Source organism: Jannaschia marina, from assembly GCF_013404595.1.
GTDB lineage: Bacteria > Pseudomonadota > Alphaproteobacteria > Rhodobacterales > Rhodobacteraceae > Jannaschia > Jannaschia marina.
In genome coordinates, this window is record NZ_JABVAX010000018.1 from 1 (window position 1) to 21,890 (window position 21,890).

18 protein-coding genes are annotated in these 21,890 nt (G+C 63.7%); 9 read left to right on the forward strand and 9 right to left on the reverse strand.

Features of this window, described 5'->3' with window-relative positions; all coding sequences use genetic code 11:
- Nucleotides 1-152 precede the first annotated feature (152 nt).
- Both HSX43_RS17765 and HSX43_RS17770 read left to right on the forward strand, forming a co-directional pair.
- Nucleotides 153-563: a hypothetical protein gene (locus HSX43_RS17765; protein ID WP_208454662.1), complete on the forward strand. Its 411-nt coding sequence runs from the start codon at nucleotides 153-155 to the stop codon at nucleotides 561-563.
- Nucleotides 550-4,926, forward strand: coding sequence for an NACHT domain-containing protein (locus HSX43_RS17770; protein WP_179381486.1), 4,377 nt, complete (start codon nucleotides 550-552; stop codon nucleotides 4,924-4,926). The genes HSX43_RS17765 and HSX43_RS17770 overlap by 14 nt, the downstream gene beginning before the upstream one ends.
- A 140-nt stretch (nucleotides 4,927-5,066) precedes the next feature.
- Here the strand turns inward: HSX43_RS17770 and qatD are convergent, their stop codons facing one another.
- The 4 genes from qatD to qatA all read right to left on the reverse strand — a co-directional run bounded on the left by qatD (nucleotide 5,067) and on the right by qatA (nucleotide 9,974).
- Nucleotides 5,067-5,810 (reverse strand): Qat anti-phage system TatD family nuclease QatD, encoded by a 744-nt coding sequence (gene qatD / locus HSX43_RS17775; RefSeq protein ID WP_179381487.1) that lies wholly within the window; start codon nucleotides 5,808-5,810, stop codon nucleotides 5,067-5,069.
- A 5-nt stretch (nucleotides 5,811-5,815) separates the two neighbouring features.
- Complete coding sequence (gene qatC, locus HSX43_RS17780; RefSeq protein ID WP_179381488.1) at nucleotides 5,816-7,180, reverse strand: Qat anti-phage system QueC-like protein QatC; 1,365 nt, start codon at nucleotides 7,178-7,180, stop codon at nucleotides 5,816-5,818.
- A complete protein-coding gene (gene qatB, locus HSX43_RS17785) occupies nucleotides 7,177-7,758 on the reverse strand; it encodes a Qat anti-phage system associated protein QatB (RefSeq protein ID WP_179381489.1) in 582 nt (193 codons plus the stop codon). The genes qatC and qatB overlap by 4 nt, the downstream gene beginning before the upstream one ends.
- Nucleotides 7,759-8,030: 272 nt before the next feature.
- Nucleotides 8,031-9,974 carry a Qat anti-phage system ATPase QatA gene (gene qatA, locus HSX43_RS17790; RefSeq protein ID WP_179381490.1) on the reverse strand — a complete coding sequence of 648 codons (1,944 nt, stop codon included), beginning with the start codon at nucleotides 9,972-9,974 and terminating at the stop codon, nucleotides 8,031-8,033.
- Between the two features lie 109 nt (nucleotides 9,975-10,083).
- Between qatA and HSX43_RS17795 the strand changes: the two genes are divergently transcribed.
- The 4 genes from HSX43_RS17795 to HSX43_RS17810 are packed head-to-tail and all read left to right on the forward strand — an operon-like array spanning nucleotide 10,084 to nucleotide 13,099.
- Entirely contained in the window at nucleotides 10,084-10,932 is an 849-nt protein-coding gene (locus HSX43_RS17795) for a type IV toxin-antitoxin system AbiEi family antitoxin domain-containing protein (RefSeq protein ID WP_179381491.1), read from the forward strand.
- The gene (locus HSX43_RS17800; RefSeq protein ID WP_179381492.1) at nucleotides 10,922-11,836 is read left to right on the forward strand and encodes a nucleotidyl transferase AbiEii/AbiGii toxin family protein; all 915 of its coding nucleotides are present in this window, start codon (nucleotides 10,922-10,924) and stop codon (nucleotides 11,834-11,836) included. The genes HSX43_RS17795 and HSX43_RS17800 overlap by 11 nt, the downstream gene beginning before the upstream one ends.
- The gene (locus HSX43_RS17805) at nucleotides 11,833-12,666 is read left to right on the forward strand and encodes a hypothetical protein (protein ID WP_179381493.1); all 834 of its coding nucleotides are present in this window, start codon (nucleotides 11,833-11,835) and stop codon (nucleotides 12,664-12,666) included. The genes HSX43_RS17800 and HSX43_RS17805 overlap by 4 nt, the downstream gene beginning before the upstream one ends.
- Entirely contained in the window at nucleotides 12,635-13,099 is a 465-nt protein-coding gene (locus HSX43_RS17810; protein ID WP_179381494.1) for a hypothetical protein, read from the forward strand. The genes HSX43_RS17805 and HSX43_RS17810 overlap by 32 nt, the downstream gene beginning before the upstream one ends.
- Before the next feature lie 119 nt (nucleotides 13,100-13,218).
- Here the strand turns inward: HSX43_RS17810 and scpB are convergent, their stop codons facing one another.
- The 5 genes from scpB to HSX43_RS17835 all read right to left on the reverse strand — a co-directional run bounded on the left by scpB (nucleotide 13,219) and on the right by HSX43_RS17835 (nucleotide 17,747).
- Nucleotides 13,219-13,836: an SMC-Scp complex subunit ScpB gene (gene scpB, locus HSX43_RS17815; protein ID WP_179381495.1), complete on the reverse strand. Its 618-nt coding sequence runs from the start codon at nucleotides 13,834-13,836 to the stop codon at nucleotides 13,219-13,221.
- A complete protein-coding gene (locus tag HSX43_RS17820) occupies nucleotides 13,833-14,786 on the reverse strand; it encodes a DUF1403 family protein (RefSeq protein ID WP_179381496.1) in 954 nt (317 codons plus the stop codon). The genes scpB and HSX43_RS17820 overlap by 4 nt, the downstream gene beginning before the upstream one ends.
- Before the next feature lie 9 nt (nucleotides 14,787-14,795).
- Entirely contained in the window at nucleotides 14,796-15,716 is a 921-nt protein-coding gene (locus HSX43_RS17825; protein ID WP_179381497.1) for a tyrosine-type recombinase/integrase, read from the reverse strand.
- Nucleotides 15,717-15,924: 208 nt separating this feature from the next.
- Nucleotides 15,925-17,235, reverse strand: a complete 1,311-nt coding sequence (locus HSX43_RS17830) for an ABC1 kinase family protein (RefSeq protein ID WP_179381498.1) — start codon at nucleotides 17,233-17,235, stop codon at nucleotides 15,925-15,927.
- Nucleotides 17,232-17,747, reverse strand: a complete 516-nt coding sequence (locus tag HSX43_RS17835; protein WP_235962734.1) for a CIA30 family protein — start codon at nucleotides 17,745-17,747, stop codon at nucleotides 17,232-17,234. The genes HSX43_RS17830 and HSX43_RS17835 overlap by 4 nt, the downstream gene beginning before the upstream one ends.
- 79 nt (nucleotides 17,748-17,826) lie before the next feature.
- Between HSX43_RS17835 and HSX43_RS17840 the strand changes: the two genes are divergently transcribed.
- The 3 genes from HSX43_RS17840 (at nucleotide 17,827) to HSX43_RS17850 (ending at nucleotide 21,843) form a co-directional block, all read left to right on the forward strand.
- A complete protein-coding gene (locus tag HSX43_RS17840) occupies nucleotides 17,827-18,996 on the forward strand; it encodes a BaiN/RdsA family NAD(P)/FAD-dependent oxidoreductase (protein ID WP_179381499.1) in 1,170 nt (389 codons plus the stop codon).
- Nucleotides 18,997-19,306: 310 nt separating this feature from the next.
- Nucleotides 19,307-20,554 carry an AAA family ATPase gene (locus tag HSX43_RS17845; protein WP_179381500.1) on the forward strand — a complete coding sequence of 416 codons (1,248 nt, stop codon included), beginning with the start codon at nucleotides 19,307-19,309 and terminating at the stop codon, nucleotides 20,552-20,554.
- Nucleotides 20,555-20,643: 89 nt separating this feature from the next.
- A complete protein-coding gene (locus HSX43_RS17850; RefSeq protein ID WP_179381537.1) occupies nucleotides 20,644-21,843 on the forward strand; it encodes a winged helix-turn-helix domain-containing protein in 1,200 nt (399 codons plus the stop codon).
- The last annotated feature ends 47 nt before the right edge of the window (nucleotides 21,844-21,890 follow it).

Genomic DNA, 21,890 nt, shown 5'->3' on the forward strand with positions numbered 1-21,890 from the left:
GACGGACAACCACCGGACGTGGTCTACCGCGCCGGCACGACGATCATGCAACCCGACCAGGAGGCCCAGAGAGTAGCTTAGAAAACGCCAGATCCTGTCCAAGGATCGGGGAGCACCTCAAACAACTCGGATTGCCACAAGCCCCATCTGTTATGGCAAGCATGTTTGGGGAGGTGCTGAGCCTTGCCAGCGAACTTGGAGCAATGGATCAAAAACGGCTCGGCAATGAGACTCGTCCCGAAGAAGAGATTGCTGCCCGTCGGAGTTTGGAGGCTGCCTTCGAAAGAAAGTACGAGGAGTTGACCCGACGGCTCAATGCTTTTGACCAAGCCCTGCAATCGGATGTGTCCGAATTGATCGAGCATCTGCGAACTGGGGACGTTGATTTCGCCGCAGAAGCGCAGGCTGCGATTGGCGGAACTTCAAGCAAAATCGCCGAGGCAGCGGGGTATGTGTTTCTGCTTTTGTTATCTGCAGAGATCGACAGTATTCCAGCCGAAGGGCAACCGTCCGAGCAACTCCAAACGACCTCACCCGAGCAAGCCGACGATGGCCAAGAGTAAGAACAGAGACGAGTTTTCGCCCGCAACCAAACGGGCCATTGAGCGGCAAGCGCGCGGCCACTGCTCCAACCCGGCATGCCGCCGTTTGACCCACGCCGCCACATCCGATGGCGCAGGTGAAATCAATATCGGCCAAGCCTCGCACATCTGCGCTGCCGCGCCTGGCGGTCCCCGCTACGACGCGCAGATGACGTCTGAAGAGCGCGCGGCAGCTGACAACGGCATCTGGCTCTGCGACGTGCACGGACGTGCCGTCGACGCCAAGGATTCGAAATTCACCGTCGAGGAATTGCGCAGTTGGAAGCGACAGACCAACGAAGATTCGTGGCGCAGCGTGATGCACAACGTGCCATACGGGCCCGGCATGCAAGCTTCTACGCCGGACGAACTGGGCCGCCGCCTGCGAGCAGCGGCCTCAGCCGACCTGGCCGTGTTCCGTCGAACACCCAAATGGCCGGGCACGAACGTGGCGCTCACGCTGACGTTAAAGGTGAAGCACGTGGACGAGGCGCTTAGTACGCGCACGCTCGCCAACGCGGTGACCACGCTGGATGACCTTATCCTTGTCGCCGCACCCGGAATGGGAAAGACGACAACCCTCTTTCAAATCGCCGACGGCGTTTTGGAGAACGGCAATGGCACGCCGCTTATCGTGCCGCTGGGAGATTGGGCCACCGAAGCCGACGCGCTGCTCGTATCCATCCTGAAACGCCCCGCGTTCAACGGAGTTTCAGAGCAGGATTTCCGCGCCGTCGCGACGAAGCCCGGCGTCGTGCTACTTCTTGACGGTTGGAACGAACTGGATGCCGCCGCACGCGAACGCGCGCGCGTGCAAATCACGGCCCTCAAGACTGAATTGCCGGAACTCGGCCTTGTCATTTCCACGCGCAGGCAGGCCCTCGACATTCCTTTCGGCGGGACGCGAGTCGATTTGCTGCCGCTTGACGACGGGCAGCAAATGGAGATTGCGCACGCGATGCGCGGCGAGACTGGCGCACAGCTCGTCGATCAGGCTTGGCGGACAGCGGGCGTCCGCGAACTCGTCACCATCCCTCTCTATCTAACGGCACTTCTTTCGCTGCCAGAGGGCGCGCCTTTTCCGACCACAAAGGAAGAAGTGCTACGGCGCTTCGTTGCTGCGCACGAGCAGGAAGCCCGCCGTGCGGCGGCGCTACATGCCGTGATCCTCGGCTTCCAGCAGAACTATTTGGACAATCTTGCCGTATTCGCCACGACAACGGCCAACACGGCGATCACGGACAGAAACGCGCGCAAAGCAGTTGCCGAGACCGCACGGGTCCTGATGGCCGATGGGCAGATAACCATCACCACACAGCCCGACACGTTGCTCGACACGCTTGTCAGCAATCACGTTCTGACGCGCTCCGGCGACACGCCGGGCTATTCGTTCCAGCACCAGCAATTTCAGGAATGGTACGCCTCGCACTACGTCGAACGACTGATGCTACAGGCCGTCAGCGATCCGGCAGCGCGCGAAAAACTGAAGGCCGACGTGCTCGATCAGCGTCCGTGGGAAGAGGCAGTCCTGTTCGCTGTCGAACGGACCGCGCGCGGCGACGCCGTACATAAGGCCGCATGCAGCGCCACCATCGTTGCAGCTTCTGAAGTCGATCCTGTCCTTGCGGGCGAGATGATCTTCCGCGCGTCCGAAGAGGTATGGATCCCGATCGGCACCGATATGCGGAACCTTGCCGAGCGGTGGCACACACCAGGCAAGGTCGATCGCGCGGTGCGTTTCATGATTGCGTCCGGCAGGCCGGAATTCAGCGATCTTGTTTGGCCACTTGTCAAGCACGCGGACGATCAGGTGCACCTGCACGCGCTCCGGGCGGCGAAACAGTTTCGTCCCTCCGTACTTGGGAGTGACGCGCCTACGCGGATTGCTTCACTGCCATCGGAAATCCGCAAGCATGTACTGCATGAAATCGCATCGAATAGCGGAATTGACGGCCTCGATCTTGCGACCGCAATAGCGAAGAGTGACCGCGAGCCGGAAGTGAAAGCGACGGTTGTCGATGCGCTGTCATTTCGACGGGCGGACCGTCACGTCGCTGACTTACTAGAGGATGCAGGCGACACGACCTACGACATCCTTGTCCGAAAGGGTCACCTCGACGAGATTGCAGTCGACGCTGTCCAGCAGGAACTCGAGCGCGCGCGCGAACGGCGCACTGCTGCCGGAATATCGCACATTGAGCGCCTGCGTACGCTCATCTACTCGCCACGCGGAGATGAATGCGATGCCGACATTGCTGAGTTGGTTGCGGAAATGGAGATCGACCGCAAGCGCGATAGCGATAGGCATCTATTGTACGAAGTACGAGAACGCTATCCGCAGGCTCTCGCTAATGGGTTGCTGCGTCGCCTGCGCGAACGCCGCGAGCTCTTCTACGGCGCGGATAATGTTCTTGCCGCCGCCGGCTTTGCCCTTGAGGACGACGAACTGTTCGAAATTGCCCTCGAAGAGACAAACCGCCACGACGACCGCGCCGAAGCTGCCGCCTCAGTGCTTGGACCAACCGCTGTTGGTCGGCTGATCGATGCGTATCTTGCTGCTGGAAAGGTCTTGCGCGATGCCAGCGGAAAATACAATCAGGCTGCAGGTGATCGCTATCACGGTCTGCGCGACCGCATCGGCCACACGCCGGGCGCAAGTCTGGTGGCCGCGATTGAGGCGCGGGCGGCAGATGCCGATATTGAAGAAATCGTCCAGTTAGCCGAGCTGTTTTCCCGTGAGACCTACGGCGACGAAGAGCGGGCGCGACCCTTTGGCGAAGAAGCCTTGGCTGGAATCGGCAAGCTGGCGTGCGAATGGGCTGAGCTCATGCTCGCCGATGGGGGTGAGAAGCGCTGGCGCGTAGCTACCATTGCAACGATGATGAGCCGCGCACCGTCCGTCGAGCATCTTCCACTCTTGAAGAGAATGCTTGACGACAATTTACATCGCTATCGGGCTTTCCGCGAAAAAGCGACCGCGAGCGGCTGGAAGGATCGCGCCGCTGTGCACGAAGCGCAGCATCCACACATGCATGAGTACCAACGAGCGTTCTTGGCGATCAATGTGCCGGAGACTGCGGCGCTGATGTGTGAATACCTGACGGATGAGCATTTTGGCGAGCTCGCGGCGCGTGTGCTGGCTGCCCAGTGGTCTCAGGCAAATGAACCCAAAGACGACAAGAAGTTCCTGATCGGCGTAGATTTCTCGCGCGTCGAAACGCGCCGGGAGGCCCGCGCCGCCGATCCCGCCGCGACATCTATCGAAGCGGAGACTATATTCGGCGCAATCGAGACCTTGATTGTCGATGGTTCGTCAGATGCGCAAGTGAAGCTGGCAGTTGCGCTCGGCATTGTGGGAGCACGGCTCCCTCACGGCCAACGTGACGCGATGATCCGTAAGCTAATTGCTCTCGCGCCGCGGCAGGCGCGCGCAGCCTTATTGTTGTCGCTGGTTCTCTCTGGCGAGGACATCGAAATAAAGCTCGTGGCCAACGGCATAGCTGAGACCTTCGAGGCGGCCGAGAAGGAGACTTGGATCCTGACACAGAGCGACGCGTATCAGCTTCGCGATTGGTTGCGCCTTTTGCCGTTCGCCACGCCTGTCTCCGACCTGCCCGTCATCGTGCGCAGCATGCCGGAGGCACAGCGCAATCCACGAATGCTCGAAGAGATGATCCGCGGACTTGGCAGTTCGTCTTCGGCCGACGCAGAAGACGCGACTTTCGCGCTCGCCGAAGATGACCCGCGTCTCTACCAAAACCATGCGTGGCGCGCGACCGTGCTGAGCATTGGCACCGTGTCAGCAGCGCACCGCTTAGTTGACTTGACCGTTCGCGGCGCGCTCGACGCAAAGTCACACGACAGTTGGCATTGGCAACGCGAATTGGGAGGCTTGATTTCGGAGTTCTCCGAGGTCCGCACCTATGTCTACGACCTATTGAAGGATGGGCCAACAACCAAGCAGCTTGCCTCGCTTGCTGGCGCAACTGCCGAAGACCCAGGTACGGACGGGGTATTGATGCTGATTGATTTTGAGAAAAGAACCGGACGCTCATTCGTGGGTCGCCTGTCCATCGAAAGTGTCGTGTCTGAACGCGTTCCCGCCGAAGACTGGGAAAACGCCTACAATATAGCGCCCGTCGCGGCGACCGAACTACGACGAAAGCTGCTGGCGATGACGGAAAGCGGCGGCAGAGACGATCCCGCCGCCCGTTGTCTCAAACTAATAGACAAGCTCCGAGACGAGTACGGTGCTCCAGAATCTGAGCCTCGCCATCCCGACATAACGTCCGAGAAACCTTGGCCGATCCTAGCATCGGCTCCAATTTCTGACGACGCGAGCTGAAAGATCGCCATGCTAACTCATGCAGTCGACACAACAGGTGCGCACTTCCACTTCGCAACGTCGTGGCGTTCGAACACGCCGAAGATCCGCTTCGCTGTTTTGACTGTGTTCCGTAGAACACCCGACGTGTCACTATCGCGCTAGGAAACGATACGTGAGAGGTTGCCGTTGACGAGGCGCGAGACTTCCTCCGGTGTCTTTGACAGCACCTTCCCTAGAGCCTCGAGAACGGGCCCTACGTCTCCCGGGCTGACAGGCGTCCCGTCGCGCTCCACGAATGGGCCGTCAGTCTCCGTGAGAAGCGTGTTTTCCGGGATCGCTCGGATGAGAGCCTGACCTTTCGGGTTCGCGAACATGCGTTCGTTCACGGAGAAGAAGCAGCCCAAGTCGACCGCACGGCGCGCCTCGGACACGCTCCCGCTGAACCAATGGAGCACAATCCTGCCCCTCTCAGGAGGGAGGAACTTTTCCACCATGTCCAGGACATGCTTCGCGGCACGGACACTGTGTACGCTCACGATCTTATCTCCTGCGCGCGCGCACCGCCGCAGTACGCGCTCGAAGATCATTTTCTGCTGATCGAAGGAGCGATAGTGTCGCGGGCTGGCATCGAGCCCCACCTCGCCGACGTAACGTGTCTCGGGTAGAAGGTCCTCGAAAATCGATATCTCAGACCCCCTTTCGGAAACAAGCTGAGGGTGCAGACCGATTGCGACACGAACGAAGGCGCTGCCCTTGGTGAGTTCGAGGTTTCTGGGAAAGGCACGCGGCGTGGTGGTCACGGCGAGGGTCGCGACCTCCTCCGCGTCGCATCGACGGATCGCCTCCGCCAGGTCGGGGTAGAGGTCGAGATGTGCGTGGAAATCGACGCGACGCGGTTTCAAGACACTCACCCCGGCTCGGCGACCACGCCGTCAAGTATGTCGGCAACCTCAAACACGCCCCGGCGAAAGACGTCAGCGTAGGAGGGTATCTCGGCTGGCACGTCGATCAACGGCCCCGGTTTGTGGACTAGTATCCGCGCCAGCCCGGGATCAGCACGCAGCCTTTCGACCATAAGCTGAAACGAGCGAACATGCTCCCCTTCGGCACGATCACTTCTAAGTGTCTGGGCAGACAGATCTTCAACGGTGTAGGTTGTAGGGTCGTTCGTTCCAAGTCCGGCGTGCAACGAGGCGCGTCTGATCATGCACGGCACGCAATACCCGCAGTGGCGAGGGGACAGGCCCTTGTATCGAGCCTTTGCGGGAGAGGAGCATGACATGGACGATCCCACGATCCGACGTAGGTAGGGCAGGTCGGCACAGTCCCCAACCATCTCTCCTTTCGTCTGGTGCCGATAGGGGTTCTCGATGGTCACATCGAGCTCGAGGCTGTCAATCAACCGTTGGACGCTTGCCATGAAATGCGGATGAGCCGTCCGGGTGCTAAGCGCTCCGAGGCGGAGCGGATCCAGCGGAACGTTCAGGGCGATGAGCCCGTTCTCCGGAACGCTCACCGTCGTCCGCATACCGAACGATGCCGCTGCCAGCGTCGCGAGCGCGTAGAACAGGAACGAGCGGCCACGCTGTGTGTCCTCGACCTGGCCGGTGTCGAGAGCATTGCGATCGAAGCCGAGCCTCACGCGGAGCGACTTGAAAGCGTCGTCGCCGAATTTCGTCTCAAGCCGTTCGAGCAGATAAGACTGCGCCTTGGCAGTCTCAGCGTCCCAATAGTGGCTGACGAAGAGCGGTCGGCCGCCTGAGGCCAACGTGTCGATGGCGGCGATCAGACTGTCGAGGCCGCCCGAGAAGAGCGACACACCTTGCAGTCCGTGCAACGGCAACTTGTCGGTGTCAGTGGCGAGGGTCTTGTGACTTGCAGGTCGGTGCCTCACGAACAGGCGCCAACGATCGCCTGTCAGGAAACGCAACATGCGTCCCACGTGCTCGGTGATTTCAGACCACTGATCTCTATCGTGAACCGGGAGGTAGAGATCGATCTCACGCGTCCAGCCGCCCTGCCCGTTGACGGCCCTGGAGATGCGGGTGTCGGACGCATTTACTAGGGCCGCCAGCAGGGCCAGATCGATCGCAGCCTCCGGCGTCCGAAGGCCTAGGCCAGAAAGCTGTTCCAAGGCCTGTCCAAGTCCGAAGGCCAGGCGGCCGTCCCCGTCGAGGAAGTCCAACTCGTGGGCAGCAGAATCGCCCTGCACGATTGCGACCTTCGCCTTGTCCTTGTCGCCGAGACGGGCGACCAGACTGAACCGTCTCATTCCGCCTCTCCCAAGGTCTGCATCAATTCTAGAGAGGCTGCATAGAGGTCGGTCACGTACTGGTCGATCTGACTTGTATCTAGAGTGGACAGTGTATCGCCCGCAGCCTGGAACCGGTCCCGGACGCAGCCGACCACGAAGGTGTGCAGCATGCGTTGCGCGCGTTCGACCGCGGCGGTGTCTTCGGCGAGTTTGATCGCGTTTGTTCCGACCTCGTTCAAAATCTTACCCTCGATCGAGCGTGCCACCACGCCGATGAAGACCTCCTGTAGATCGTCCTGGCTCAGTTCGTCGAAGTTGCCGAGGCCTTCGGCGGCCAATGCGGCGATCGTCTCCAGGAGCGCATGACGTGCGAGAGCCTCGTCGATCGTACCGCCGGGCGGACAAAGTGCGTCGGTGAGCGCGACGAAGACCTCTTCGGCGGGCGCTCCGGCGAGGCCTTCAAGGTTGAAACGCCGCAGGGCCTCCGTCGGTCCCGACTGGGATATGGCGGAAGCGAGCCCGGCTATCCCGCCCGCCACGGCCCGAGAGCTTCCCATCTGCCGAGCCGTGGCGCGACCTCCACCGCCGGTGGACACGAACTTTCCCGCCCCGCGTCGGATCCGGTCTCTGCTTCCGGACCGTGTGCCGGAAGACATGTCGGTCTTGGCCCCGCGAAAGCTCTGTCCGGGAGCCGGTGGCACGATCGGCGGATATGGAACCGGAGGCGTCGGTGCCTGTCCATCGTCCGGGGCACCGTCCGTTCCGTCGGGAGGAGGAGAGGGGGGAGGGGCCGCTGGTTCAGGTGCCGGTTCACCGACCCAGGAGGGGACCATCGGTCTGCCGCCGCCGAAACTTCCCGAGGTTCCCATCAGCGCCTCCCCCGTTTCCCAAATGACGCAACTTTTCCGACAGCCTTGGCGGCCGCACTTAGGCTGGAATTGTCGTCACGGTTGGACCAGTCGGCCAATAGCGCTCCATAATCTGCCGCGGGCTCTGCCTCGGTGAACGCCCCGCCCCAACCCGTCACCACCCAGGGCCCGAGTTTCTTTGCTGGCAGATCTTTGAAGAACTTAACCAGGGACGCCTGCAAGAAAGTATGCTCCTGACAGATTGCTGCCAGACCATGGATGCCAGGTGGCTCCTCTCTCAGATCCTCGACGTCGGCCACCTTGGTCCGCAGCGCGTCGAAGAGCTGTTCGGCTTCGACCGAAGTCAGCCGCTTTATCTCGGCCGACACCTGTCTAACCTGAAGCGGCGGTCCCATCAGTTTACCGAGGAGCTCGTCCAGTTCTCCCAACTGCGCCTGTGCGCCATAGCCTCCTCGCCGGTCACGGCTGACGAAGACGTAGGGTCTGAGATCGACCTCGGAGAGCGACGGAGAGATCGCGGCCCACCGCTTGGCCCACTCTACATTCGGCCACTCGGGAAGATCGGGTATCGAGGCCGGCTTCTTGTCGCCCGTTGCCCGTTTCCCGGCACTCGCTGCCGCGTTGTTCGGTTTGGCGGCGGACGCATTCGCTTCCAGCGCGTCGAGTTCTGCAGAATGTCCCGTCTCTGCCGCACCGCGCGCGAGTGTGTCGAAGACTTCGGGCGCGAACCGCTCGGCCAGCATGATCTTCGCGAGCACGCCCAGGTTCAATTCGTCGGCAAAGCCACGCTCCTCGGCGATCGCGAGGCGCATCGCCATCGTGTTGATGAAGCGCTTGATCTGGCGCGGGTTGCCTCGTGAGCCGTCGGTGAGGATCGGAGCGATCCGGTAGGCGATGTCGAGCGCCCGTTCGACGGAGTCCGGAATCGTCCCGAATGCTTTGGTCAAAGTGGGTCGGTCCAAGCCAGGGCCGGTCCAGGGTCTCTGCAGAGCCTCCCGGGCGATCGGCACCAAGGTCTCGAACTCTCGTGATGCTTCGCCGCATTCGTTCAGCACCAACAACATCGCCACATAGATGCGCGTTTCAGCGTAGCCGAGCGCCGGAAGACGGAACGGTACCTGGATGAGCTTCTCCAGGTAGTTGCGGGCGTAGGTGGCGGGACCTGTGGAGGTCGGAAGGTCTGGGAAGTGCTGTCGGACGCTGTACTCGATCATGCCCTCGTCGGCGGCGATGACGAAGGCTGCGCGCGGGACGAACAGGAAGAGGCGTATGGCTTCCAACGTACCGATCGCGGTCTGCGGCAGGCACCGGTCCAGGTCGTCGACCAGAACGATCAGGCGATCGATGTCGGCGACCTCGAGCAGCTCTTCAAACTCTTGGCGAAACGCGTGCATCTGTTCGGGTGTGCTCTCCTGTTCCGCCTCTTTCAAAAATGATCCGGCGCTCGCGACCAAGGCCTTTGCGTTGTCAGGTGTCAGCGCCTCGGCCCCTTTCGCCATGATGGTTGCGGCCGCGTCGCGAATATCGGAAAGCGTTTCCGGCGTCGGGATGCCCGTCGCGAGTGTGACGCCATAAGATCCCGCCTTGCGGGCTGCCTTCATCCAGTCGATGCGCCGCCAGAGTTTCTTGGCCTGATCTTTGACCTTCTGTGACCCGGACCTGCTCTTGACCAGCTCTTCGACGATGGTCTCGATCAGGACGGTCTTGGCGTCATCGAACCCTTGAAACAACCACCCGTTGAAACGGATGCACAGGGTTCTGTCATCGTTCTCGCAGGCTTCCTCGACCATCATGAGAACGCTCGATTTACCCGCTCCCCAATCGCCATGCACGCCAACGCTGAGTGGCTCGTCCGATTTTTCGGATACGATGCGTACAACCGTCTTCGCGACCGCCTCGTAGTAGAGCAGGTCGACCGAGGTCTCATTGTCGGCGACGATCATTCGTGAAGCAGCCCAAGTTTAACTAATTGGCTTTTTACTTACCATGAGTTACACAATCAGACCAAGATCAAACTGAACGCCGGTTTACAATTTGCAAGATAAGCAAACCATGAGTACGCAACGGGGGCAGAAGCTAAACGCACTCCAACGGCTCTTGCCGGAAGGTTTGGTCGCAAGCACGCAGTGGCTGAAGGATGCTGGGTACTCGAGCGCACTGCGGAGCAAATATGTGTCGAACGGTTGGCTCCAACAGCCGGCGCGCGGGATCTACAAGCGCCCCGGAGCGGAGACACAGTGGCAACATATGGTCGTCTCGCTCCAGTCAATCATGCGTCTACCGGTGTCAGTCGGAGGACTCACCGCCTTGGAAATGCAGGGCTACGGTCACTACGTCCCGCTCGGGAACCGAAAGCGAGTCGCTCTCTACGCGGAGGCCCGCCTTCCGAAGTGGCTCGATGAGGTCAGTCCGTCGATACAGTTCCAGACTCACAACGCGCACCGCCTCTTTAAGACTGACACCGTCACGAGAGCGATCGAAACCTTGCCCAAGATTCCGTCCGAACATGACGAGACACAAGCGAAGCCTCTGGACGGTGGGTTGCGTCTGCATGTCTGGGGCGACCGTGCTTGGCCAATGATCGTGTCCACGCCCGAGCGGGCGACACTTGAATTTCTGGACGATGTTCCGACAAAGCATTCCTTCGAGCATACAGCCGACCTTTTCACCGGTCTGGCGAACCTCAGTCCTCGCCGTGTGCAGAAGCTTCTTGAGACCTGTGACAGCGTCAAGGTCAAGAGACTGTTCCTGTGGTTCGCCGAGCGGGACGCACACGCTTGGTTTGGACGCCTGGACCTTGCCTCGATAGACACGGGTCGGGGCAAACGGGTGATCGCCAAAAGCGGGCGGCTGGATGCAAAGTACCAGATCACGGTGCCGGAGGGCATGCATGGCGATTGAAGAACGCTACCGTCAACAGGTCGACCTGCTTGTGCGCGTCCTGCCGTCCGTGTCACCCGAAGAAGTTTTCGCCTTGAAGGGCGGCACGGCCATCAACCTGTTCGTCCGCAACCTGCCGAGACTTTCCGTCGACATCGACCTGACCTATTTGCCGATCCGGCCGCGGGCGGACTCGCTTTCTGAGATCGAGCAAGCGCTCCGTCGGGTATCGACATCGATCGCAAGCGCTATCCCCGAGGCAAAGGTGTACGAGAGCCGTTTGCACAAAGAGGGTACGTCGAATCGGCTGGTCGTCAGAACGCCTGACACACAGATCAAGATCGAGGTGACGCCGGTGACCCGCGGTTGTGTCTTCGAGCCTGTTACGATGCCGGTCGCGCCAGCAGTCGAAGACCAGTTTGGCTATGCGGAGACGCCGGTCGTTTCCTTCGAGGATCTGTACGCGGGCAAGATCGTTGCCGCGCTCGATCGCCAACATCCAAGGGATCTGTTCGACGTGAGAGGCCTTCTTGCCAACGAGGGTATTTCCGACAGCCTTCGCCGTGCATTTCTCGTCTACGTCGTAAGCCACAACAGACCCGCGGCGGAGATACTCGCGCCCAACCGTCGCGATCTTACCAAGGATTTTGAAGACAACTTCGTCGGCATGTCGGTCAATCCGGTCTCACTCGAAGAACTTGTTGATACACGTGAGAGACTGATCGCCACGATCGTCGCAGAGATGCCGCACACGCACCGGGACTTCCTCGTCGGGGTAGAGAAAGGCGATCTGCACTGGTCATCTGTCGGTCTCGACGACATGGCGGAATTGCCCGCCATCCGCTGGAAGCTCTCGAACCTCGACAAGCTACCGTCGGAACGCCGCGGCGCACTCGCCGAAGACCTCTTGAGGGTTTGGCAATGAGCGACACCGTGTTCTGGTCATGGCAGGACGACCTTCCCTCGAAATCGAACCGTTCATTCATCCGAGACTGCTTAGTGGCGGCAGTCGACCGTGTGAGCAACGCACTCGACGTCGACGAGATGGAGCGTGTGGATCTCGACCACGACACGAAGGGCACGCCCGGAATGGCGGACATCAGTCGGACCATTCTGGAGAAGATCACTGGATGCGCGGTCATGGTCGCGGACGTCACCCCAATCGTTCGGACGGAAGCCGGCAAGGCGTTGCCCAATCCGAACGTAATGGTCGAGCTAGGCTTCGCGATGAACGCGATTAGGTTCGACCGCATTATCGCTGTCTTGAACACCGCGAACGGGGACCGCGTCGAAACACTACCATTCGACATTCGGCACCGGAGGATTCTGACATACGCGCTCGCCGAAGATGCGACGAAAGCGGATCGGAGAGCACAACGTGATGCACTCACTTCGAAGCTCGCAGACGCCATCGCCGTCAATATCTCCCAAGTTCGTGACGAACGGTCCGCTTCGGATGAGATCGTGGGAGCGGCCAGTGACTCGGGGTCGGACGGCCTCTGGAATGCAGACTGGCCAATCCAGCATGTGGGACCTTTCGGCGCGACGCAAAAGGTAAGTCCCGTCTCGGTGTCCCGAGCCTGGCTCAGGGTGATCCCAGCAGGTTTTCGCGACGGCGTTCCTCCGATCTCAGCCGTTGAGCAACTTTCCGGGAACGCACGCCTTTGGGCACCGAGAGGGGCTTGGGAACGGAGGCGATTCTGGATCAAGCGGATTTGGCTTCGTGTCTTACTGGATATCGGGCGAAGAAGATGACGGCACACGGCAGGCCCACAACTTGGCCTCGTTCCTGGAGGAAACGGGCGAGGTCTGGATGTCTGATGGCGTCGCCTTCGATCATCGAAAGGACCGTAACTGGATATCCTACGCGCATCTGCTGACCAACTGGGCGCGGGGATTGGAGAACGCAATGGCCTGCCTGGACGCCCTTGGCGCGTCGAGTCGTCGACGCGTGATCGTCGGCGTCGAAGGACTGGAAGGCGCATTCTGGCCAGCACAGGATGGGTACATTCCGGCGCAGTCACGCAAGCCCGACCTGCTCTATGACAGAACCAAACGCACATGGCCCGCCGAGGTCCAGACGGAGTTCCTCAGAACGGCGTGGAACGGTCTTCGCAACGCCTTCAGTCTCGATCCGATGACGGAGGAGGACTTCGCCAGGTACTACGAGGTCAGGAAGAGGAGCTAGGCCCCGTGCGACCAAGCCGATCAGCATGAGAATTGCATCTGTACAGCGGCGCGCTGCCCGTGTTGCTTCGGTATGCGGCACAGACGAACCGCTGGCAGATTCCGGCAAAGGTGCGTCTCTCAATACGTAATCGGGTCTTCCGCATCACCGAATTCAAGCTCCGGCAGGTCCCGCAGGCTCTGCAGATCGAAGGTCAACAGAAACGTCTCCGTCGTCACAAACGTATGGGGTGCGCCCGGCCGGGGTGACCGCGGACCAGAGGCGATCAGGTCCTTGTAGCGCAGCCGGGTCAAAAGATCGCGGCTGACCTCCTTGCCGAAGATGTCCGCGAGGCCCGCCCGGTCGATCGGCTGATGATAGGCGATGGCGCAGAGCACCCCCATCTCCATCTCGGTGAAGGCCAGCGACTGCTCGCCCAGGTCGGCGGCGGCTTTGATGGCATCGGCGAACTGGGTTTTGGTTCGGAACATCCAGCCGCCGGAGACTTGAGCCAGTTCGAAAGGACGGCCGGTCAACTCGGCCTGGATGTCCTCGATCAGCATCTCCACCGAGGCCCCCTGCCCCACCACGCGCGCGAGGTCCTCGCGGCGGACCGGGGATCCGCTGGCGAACAGCACCGCCTCAATCCGGCCCATCCATTCGCGCCAGCGCAGCTCTTGGGGCAGGTCGTCGAGCTCGCGGTCAAAGACTGCGCCACCTTCCTCTGCAGGTTCCCGTTTTCTGGCCACTACATTCATGGTGCGATCCCGTAGAGCCGGAAGGTCGGCCGCCCGGTCAGTTCCCGTGCCACGCCAAGCTTGACCAGCCGGTCACAGAACCGACGCGCAGCACGATCAGTCATCGGGATCGCGGTTTCCCGAATGTACGGCGACAACATTGACGCTGGCGCGACCGCATCTTCGCCCAGGAACAGATCGACCGCGGCGTCGGACCCCTTTGCGCGGAGCTTTGGGGCGATGCTGCGAAGCGCCTCGGCGCGACGCGTAAGGTCTCGCGCCAAACGGATCGTCTCTTCGATCGCCTCGAGGATCCGCACCTGGACCGCCAGTTCAGCCCGCTGATCGTCAGCGGCCAGGTTCCGCAGCGACGCCTTCGTCAGCCGCTGCGCCGTGACAGGCAATACAGTCTTCCAGTTCAAAGCCCGTGCCAGGACGATATCCGAGAGCAGACAGGCGGTCCGCTCCGCCCGGTCGTCGGCGTCGAGCACCGCCCGCAGGATGGAGAGGCAGCCTGCCAGCGGTCCGTGGGTCCGGGTACGTTCTTGCCCCGCATCAAGCCAGACACCCACCGCGCCCGCGAAGTCGGCACCGACGAGCTTGGCGATCTCACCCATCCCGCTCGCCCGGAGGCCCACAGCGTAGCGCCAGAACGCCAGCAGGTCGCCATCTGGCCCCCGCGCCTCGCCCGACGGTGTCAGGTGGTAGGCGTCGCGGATATCCGCTTCCCGCGCCAGCCGTCCTTCGAGTTTGGAGGTGACCGTGGACGCCTTCAGCGCCAACCGGTTGCCGAGCAGTTTCACCGGCACGCCATACCTCGGCTCGCCGATCAATTGATCGAGCACCGTCAGCGCCGCCCCCGACCGAAAAGCCACAGTTTCAAGGGTTTCTGCACGTCCGGACGTGACCCATCCCGGCAGTTTCGGTAGGCTTTGTAGGTCGTCTGAGATGGTGGCGGGCTGGTATGTCATGCCACAAGACTATCGCATGACGGCGCTTTCTGCTACCAGATAGTGCATAAACCGCCCCACCTTAAACATCTTTTCTATGTCCAATAAGATTGTCATATCGGACAAAGGGAAAGTGCGCTTCTGGCCGTTCTTCATGCGCCCGAGTGTCACCATCCGTTCGTCGAAGTCGATGTCGGACCATTTGAGTTCGCGGATGTTCCGCATCCGAAAGCCCGTGAATAGCAGGGCGAGCCAAGCAGAGCGACGCGTCACGTTCGGCACCTTCAAGACGGCATCAAGCGCGGGCCACCGCTTCGCCTCGTCGAACAGCAAGTCGCGGGTGCGGGCCTCATACCCTTTCACACGATAGGTCGGGTCATGCTCAAACCCGTCGTCCCGATAGGCAAGCTGGGTTCCGTAGATGGCCGACAGCACGCGCAGCAGACCGCTTGCCGTCGTCGGTATGTGCGACATGCTCTTGATCTTCTCGTTGACCATCTGCCGCGTGATTTCCGAGATCGGCATGTCGAGCCAGCGAGGAACGTGCAGGCGCAAGTGAGGCGCATACCCGGCGGCTGTCTCGTCCGAGGTTTTGCGCTGGCGCGGGTCGAGCGCCTGAGTGACGTGCTGCTCAAGCGCCTCCCGCAGTGTAACCTCGTCCGCGCCGCGAGGGCGCTTGTCTTTCACGATGATGCCCGCGTCTTCGACTTGAGTGTTTATCTCGGCTGCTGTCTGCGCCGCTTCGATCACGGTCATCTGCGGCCATGTCCCGAGGGTCTCCGTGAAGTTTCTGCCCTTGAAGAACTTTCGGTAGCGCCATGTTTTGGAGCGCGCGCCGACCTCCAAGTACAGGTTGGGATAGCGGGCGTCGCGATAGCGGGTCGCTGCGCCTCCCTTGTGCGCTGCCTTGTCGAGCGCGCCTTTGGTGAAACTCATTTCCTGCGTTGCCATGATGGGCCTCCATGCAATCAACTATGCAATTGCATGGCATCCAGCAGCGGGGACGATCAACCGAAGACGCTGACTTTATTATGTAATTACCGCGTCAGCGACCGTCAGCAAGCCCATATTCTTGAATTAGAAGTCGGCTGCTCTATCCAGCCGAGCTATGGGCCCGTCGCACCTCGCACTCATGCCGTGCGCGCGGCGGGCTGGCAAGTCAGAGGTGCGCCGCGAAGAGCGCGTGGAGGTCGACCCGCGCGCGCAGGCGGGCCGCCAGCAGGAACATGCCGCCGAATTTTCGCTGCAGATAGAGCACATCCATCGGCACCGGCGGCGGCGCGAACCCGGACCGCGCGAGCGCCTCGCCCGCCGTCTGCATCCGGCGCGGCAGGTCGGTCTCGGCGAAGTCGAAGGGCCCAGGCGCACGCAGGGCGGCGAAGACCATCTCCACGATCGCGAGGATCTGCGCGCGGTGATCGCCGGCCACGGCATCGTCGAGCAGGCCGATCTCGGCCAGCGTCCGTGCGACGCCGCCTTCATCCCCGGACAGCCCTGCGGCAAGAAGCGCGCGGTATTGCAGGGCCAACCGCTTGGGCACGACCCGCGCCGCTCCGAAATCGAGCAGCACGATCTGCCCCGTCTCCGGCCGCCAGCGGTAGTTGGCGAAGTTCGGATCGCTCTGGATCAGATGCCAGTCGAAGATCTCCCGCAGCGTCAGCGCCAGCAGCCGCGTGGCGAGGGCATCGCGCACCTCCTGCGGGGCGTCGGCGGCGGTCTCGATCGGGGTGCCGGCCTCGAAACTCATGGCGAGGATGCGCCCGGTGGACCAATCGGGGTCGAACCGGGGCACCACGAAACCGGCGTCGTCCGTCAGCAGTTCCGCGAAGCGCGCGAGTTGACGGGCCTCCCGCGCATAGTCCGCCTCCTCGTGCAACTGCCGCCGGGCCTGTTCGAGGTAGGGGGCGAGCGCGAAACCCCGCGGCAAGAGGCCAGAAAGCCGCAGGAGCGCGCCGACGTTGGCGACGTCGCTGTCGATGCTCTCGACCACACCGGGGTATTGCACCTTGATCGCGAGATCGCGGCTATCGCGGGTGCGGGCGCGGTGGACCTGTCCGATGGACGCCGCGGCGATCGGGTGGACGTCGAACCGCTCGAAGGCCCCGAGCCAGCCCCTGGGCCATTCCTCCGACAGCACGCGCTTGAGTTGGGCAGGCGGCATCCGGTGCGCGTCCTCGCGCAGCCGCGCCATGATCTGCGCCAGTTCCGGCGGCAGCACCTCGCCCGCGTCCATCGAGACGAGCTGACCGATCTTCATCGCCGCGCCCCGCATCCGGGCGAGTTGCTCGGTCACGCGGGTCACGTTCTGCGGTGTAAGCAGCAGGTCGCGCAGGGCGGGCCGCTTCCCCTGACCCAGGGCGCGGGCCCCGCCGAGCGCGACGCGCCCGGTCACCCCGGCCCCGAGGCCGCCCATCCGGGCAAGCCGGTTCAAACGCCCGGCGGGGACGGGACGGGGCGTGTTGTCCGTCATTCGATGAAACGCAGGTTCGCCACGGCAAGATCGGCGCGGAAGTCGCGTCCGACGGCGACGAGCCCGATGCGTCGAAGCTCGGTCGGATCGAACTCCGCCTCTGTCTTGTGTGGCTCAAGCTCCGAGAAATCCAGGCGCACCTCCGTCCATACGGACGGGGCGACGAAGGGTGCGCGAAAGCTCTGCCACGGGCGGGTGAGCGCGGTCGTACGCAGGCGCAACTCGTAGGTTTCGCCGTTGCCGAGGACGTCGAAGGCGATGCCCCGCGCGCCATTGGGTGGGGGGCCGACATCCGCGGCCATCTGAATGAAGCCACCGTCGTTCGCCGTCGAGACGTCGCCCGTGAGGCGCACCGCCGGGCGACCCGCCACATCCTGCTGCGTGACCGTGCCGGTCGACACGCCGCCCATCACCGTGTCGGCCACGAACTCCCAATCGGGGGTGAGGGTCATTCCGTACTCCGCCTGTGCCGGGCCGGCGAGGGCCAGCGCTATGGTCAGCATCTTCCACATGTGCCGGAACCTAGGACGGGCGCGCGGCGCGGAAACCGCCCGCGTTGCGATGCGGGACCCGAGCGCCTAAGGGGGCGCGGTGGAATATGACGCGATCATCCTCGGCGCGGGCGGCGCGGGCCTGATGTGCGCAGCCGTCGCCGGGCAGGCGGGGGCGCGGGTGCTCGTGGTCGATCACGCCCCGAAGGCCGGCAAGAAGATCCTGATCTCGGGCGGCGGGCGCTGCAACTTTACCAACACCGGAACGGAGGCCGCGAACTTCCTGTCGGAGAACCCGCATTTCGCCAAGTCCGCGCTCAGCCGTTACACGCAGTGGGATTTCCTCGGCCTCGTGCAGGCGCATGGCATCGCCTGGCACGAGAAGACGCTGGGGCAGCTCTTCTGCGACGAGAGCGCGCGGCAGATCGTGGCGATGCTGCTGGCGGAATGCGAAAAGGGTGGTGTCGAGGTCCGGCTCTCGACCGAGATCGGCGGGGTGCGGCACGCGGACGGTCTCTACCATGCCGCCGGGGAGACGGCGCGGGCGCTGGTGATCGCGACCGGGGGACCGTCGATCCCCAAGATGGGGGCGACGGGCGTGGCCTACGACCTCGCGCGGCAGTTCGGGCTGCGAGTCGTCACACCGCGCCCGGCGCTGGTGCCGTTCACGCTGGGCGAGGACGATGCCGCCTTCAAGGCGATCTCGGGTGTCGCGGTGCCAGCCGTCGCGCGGGTGGGCGACGCCGCCTTCGCGGAGGCCGCCCTCTTCACCCATCGCGGCCTGTCGGGGCCGTCGATGCTTCAGGTCTCCTCCTATTGGTCATCCGGCCAGGCAGTGGAGATCAACGTCCTTCAGGGTGCCGCGGAGAAGCTGCGGGCGGCGCGTGCGCGGATGCCTCGCGCGCGGCTCAAGGCGGCGCTGGCGGAGCATCTCCCGAAACGGCTCGTGGAGGTTCTGGCCGAACGCATCACCCTGCCGACGGAACTCGGCAATGCCTCGGACGCCGCGCTCGACGGGGTGGCAAGGCAACTCGAGGCGCTGACGTTCCACCCCACCGGGACCGAGGGCTACGCCAAGGCCGAGGTGACCGCGGGCGGGATCGACACCGCGGCCCTGTCGTCGAAGACGATGGAGGCGCGGGCAGTACCGGGCCTCTATGCCATCGGCGAGGCGGTGGACGTGACCGGTTGGCTCGGCGGCTACAACTTCCAGTGGGCCTGGTCCTCGGGTTGGGCGGCGGGCCAGGCGATCGCGGCGCGGCGGGGGTGATGTGGCGGATTTGCCGCATTCTGTTGCTGCACAGAACCACACTGTTGTCCCGAATCGGGCCGCCGATCTATCAGCCCAGACGGCTCCCGCGCCGCACAACCACTCGAGCCAGGAAAGGGCCGACGCATGATCCGCAATCGCACCGCCCTCTCCGGGCTGACCCGGGACTGATCGCGCTCCGCGCCATCGCCTGACCGGCCGCTTCGACGCGGCCTCCCTCCGTTCCAACCGAAGCGCGACCGGCGCACATGCGCCGTCCGTCTCGTCGTTTCTCTTCGCCAGGCCGCCCCGCGCGGCAGGAGCCATCGCCATGTTCGAGCTTCTTCAAAGCTACGTCGCCACCGCGACCGCCAGCGATTTCTTCGCCGGCGGCCTGGCCCTCGGCGCGCTTGGCCTTGCTGCGGCGACGCTCCGGGGCTGGGTTCGGCTTCTCACCGGTCTCGTAGCCCGACGCATCCGGGTCAGCGTGACGCTCGATAACCGGAGCCCCGCCTATCGTCACTTTTGCCTCTGGCTGGAGGAGTCGGGCGTGCTCGCCCATGTCCGGCAGGTCCGCATGACCGACGGCGAATGGGCACGGGGCACCAGCGGCTTCGCCCCCGGACCCGGTCGGCACTGGTTCACCCATGGCGGGCATCTCTGCTGCCTCGACCGGCAGCTCGACACCAAGGCGCGGGTCGGCCCAGGCCATGCCCAGCGGCCGATGGAAACGCTCGTCGTCACGGTCCTTCTGGGCCGGGTCGAGACGGTGACCGACTGGATCGCGCGGGGTGCCGCGATTGCCCGCGCGCAAGATCGGTTCGGCCCCGGCCTCTGGGTGCTGAACGTCGACTGGTGGGACAAGCGGGCGGATGTCGCGCGGCGCGGTCTCGATACCGTCGTCACGACGGACGGCCGGGTCGACGAGGTCGCGCGGGACATGCGACGCTTCTACCGGAGCCGGGACTGGTACGCCGAGCGCGGGGTGCCCTGGCGGCGGGGCTACCTGCTGCACGGGCCGCCGGGGACGGGGAAGTCGAGCCTCATCCGTGCCCTCGCCTCGGAGCTGGACCTCGATATCGCGACGCTCGATCTCGGTCGGGCGACGCTGACCGATGATGCCCTTCAGGAGGCGATGGGCACCGCGCCGCGCGGCGCGCTCATCGCGATGGAGGACATCGACGCGGTCTTCACCGCCCGGCAGGGCGGGGAGCGTCGGTCGGGCGTCAGCTTCTCGGGCCTTCTGAACGCGATCGACGGCGTCGGCGCGCAGGAGGGCCGGGCCCTGGTGATGACGACGAACCACCCCGAGCGGCTGGACCCCGCGCTGATCCGGCCCGGCCGGGCGGACGTTCATGTCGAGCTGGGTCTCGTCGGCGGACCGACGGCCGGGCGGCTCTTCGCGCGGTTTCACCCGGATCGACCGGGCCTAGCGGGCCGCTTCGCAACGGCGCTCGGGGCGGCACGGTTCAGCCCGGCCGAGCTGCAGGGCTGGCTCCTGCAGCACCGGGACGACCCGGAGCGGGCGGCCGCGGCCGAGGGCCTCCTGGCCGCGCCCGTGCCCGTCGCCGCCGAATGACATGGCCCGGTCCCCGCCCGGGGGCCGGGTCACCCGATCGCAGGTTCCGGCGTGATCGCGCCCGCGCGCTCTGCTAGGCCGGATCCATGATCGCCCTGCCCCGTCTCGACAACGCCCGCGCCCGTGCGCTTTTCCTCGACCGTCACGGCCTTGCCGTGACCCCCTCGGGGCCCGGCAGGGGCGCGGATCTGCAAGGGGTAATCGGAGATCTCGGATTCGTGCAACTCGACTCGATCAACACTGTCGTGCGCGCCCATCACATGATCCTGCACGCCCGCCGGCCTGCGTATCGTGCGCGGAACCTGCATCTTCTGCATGACCGCGACCGGGGCGTCTTCGAACACTGGACGCATGACGCCAGCATGATCGACATGGCGCATTTCCCGCACTGGCGACTGCGCTTCGCCCGCAACCGCGACACGCTGGCGGCGAAATGGACGAAATGGGGCCGCGATTTCGCGTCGAAGACGGAGGATGTGCTGCGCCACATCGCAGACCACGGCCCCTGCTCGACCGCCGAGGTGGGCGTGGAGGAGCCGCGGTCGTCCGGCGGCTGGTGGGACTGGAACCCCTCGAAGGCGGCGCTCGAATACCTCTGGCGCGTCGGGGAGCTGTCGGTCACCCGGCGCGACGGCTTCCGCAAGGTCTACGACCTGACCGAGAACGTGATCCCGCCCGAGTATCTCAACGCCCGCCCGACCGAGGTGGAGACGATCGACTGGGCCTGCGCGGCGGCGCTCGACCGGCTGGGCTTCGCCACGAGCGGGGAACTGGCCGCGTTCTGGGATCTCGTCACGCCCGAGGAGGCGAAAGGCTGGGCGCTGGCCGGCCTGCGCGACGGGCGACTGATCGAGGCGGAGGTCGAGCAGGTCGACGGCCGGTGGCGCAAGGTGCTGATGCGACCGCGAACGCTGGAAGAGCCGGTGCCCGAGGTGACGGGGCGGATGCGCATCCTCTCGCCCTTCGACCCGGCCCTGCGCGACCGGAACCGGGCCGAGCGGCTCTTCGGCTTCCGCTACCGGATCGAGATCTTCGTGCGCGAGGCGCGTCGGACCTACGGCTACTACGTCTTCCCCATCCTCGAGGGCGACCGCCTCGTCGGGCGCATCGACATGAAGGCCGAGCGCGACCGCGACCGCCTGCACGTCACCGCGCTCTGGCCCGAGACGGGCGTGCGCTTCGGCACCGGCCGGCGCGCCCGGCTGGAGACCGCGCTCGTGCGGACGGCCCGCCTCGCCGGGGTGTCGCAGGTGACCTTCGCAGATGGGTGGATGCGGTCCGCGAAATGAGGGCCCCGTGCCAGCGGGTTGTATCTCGGCGCTATGCTTTCCGCCCG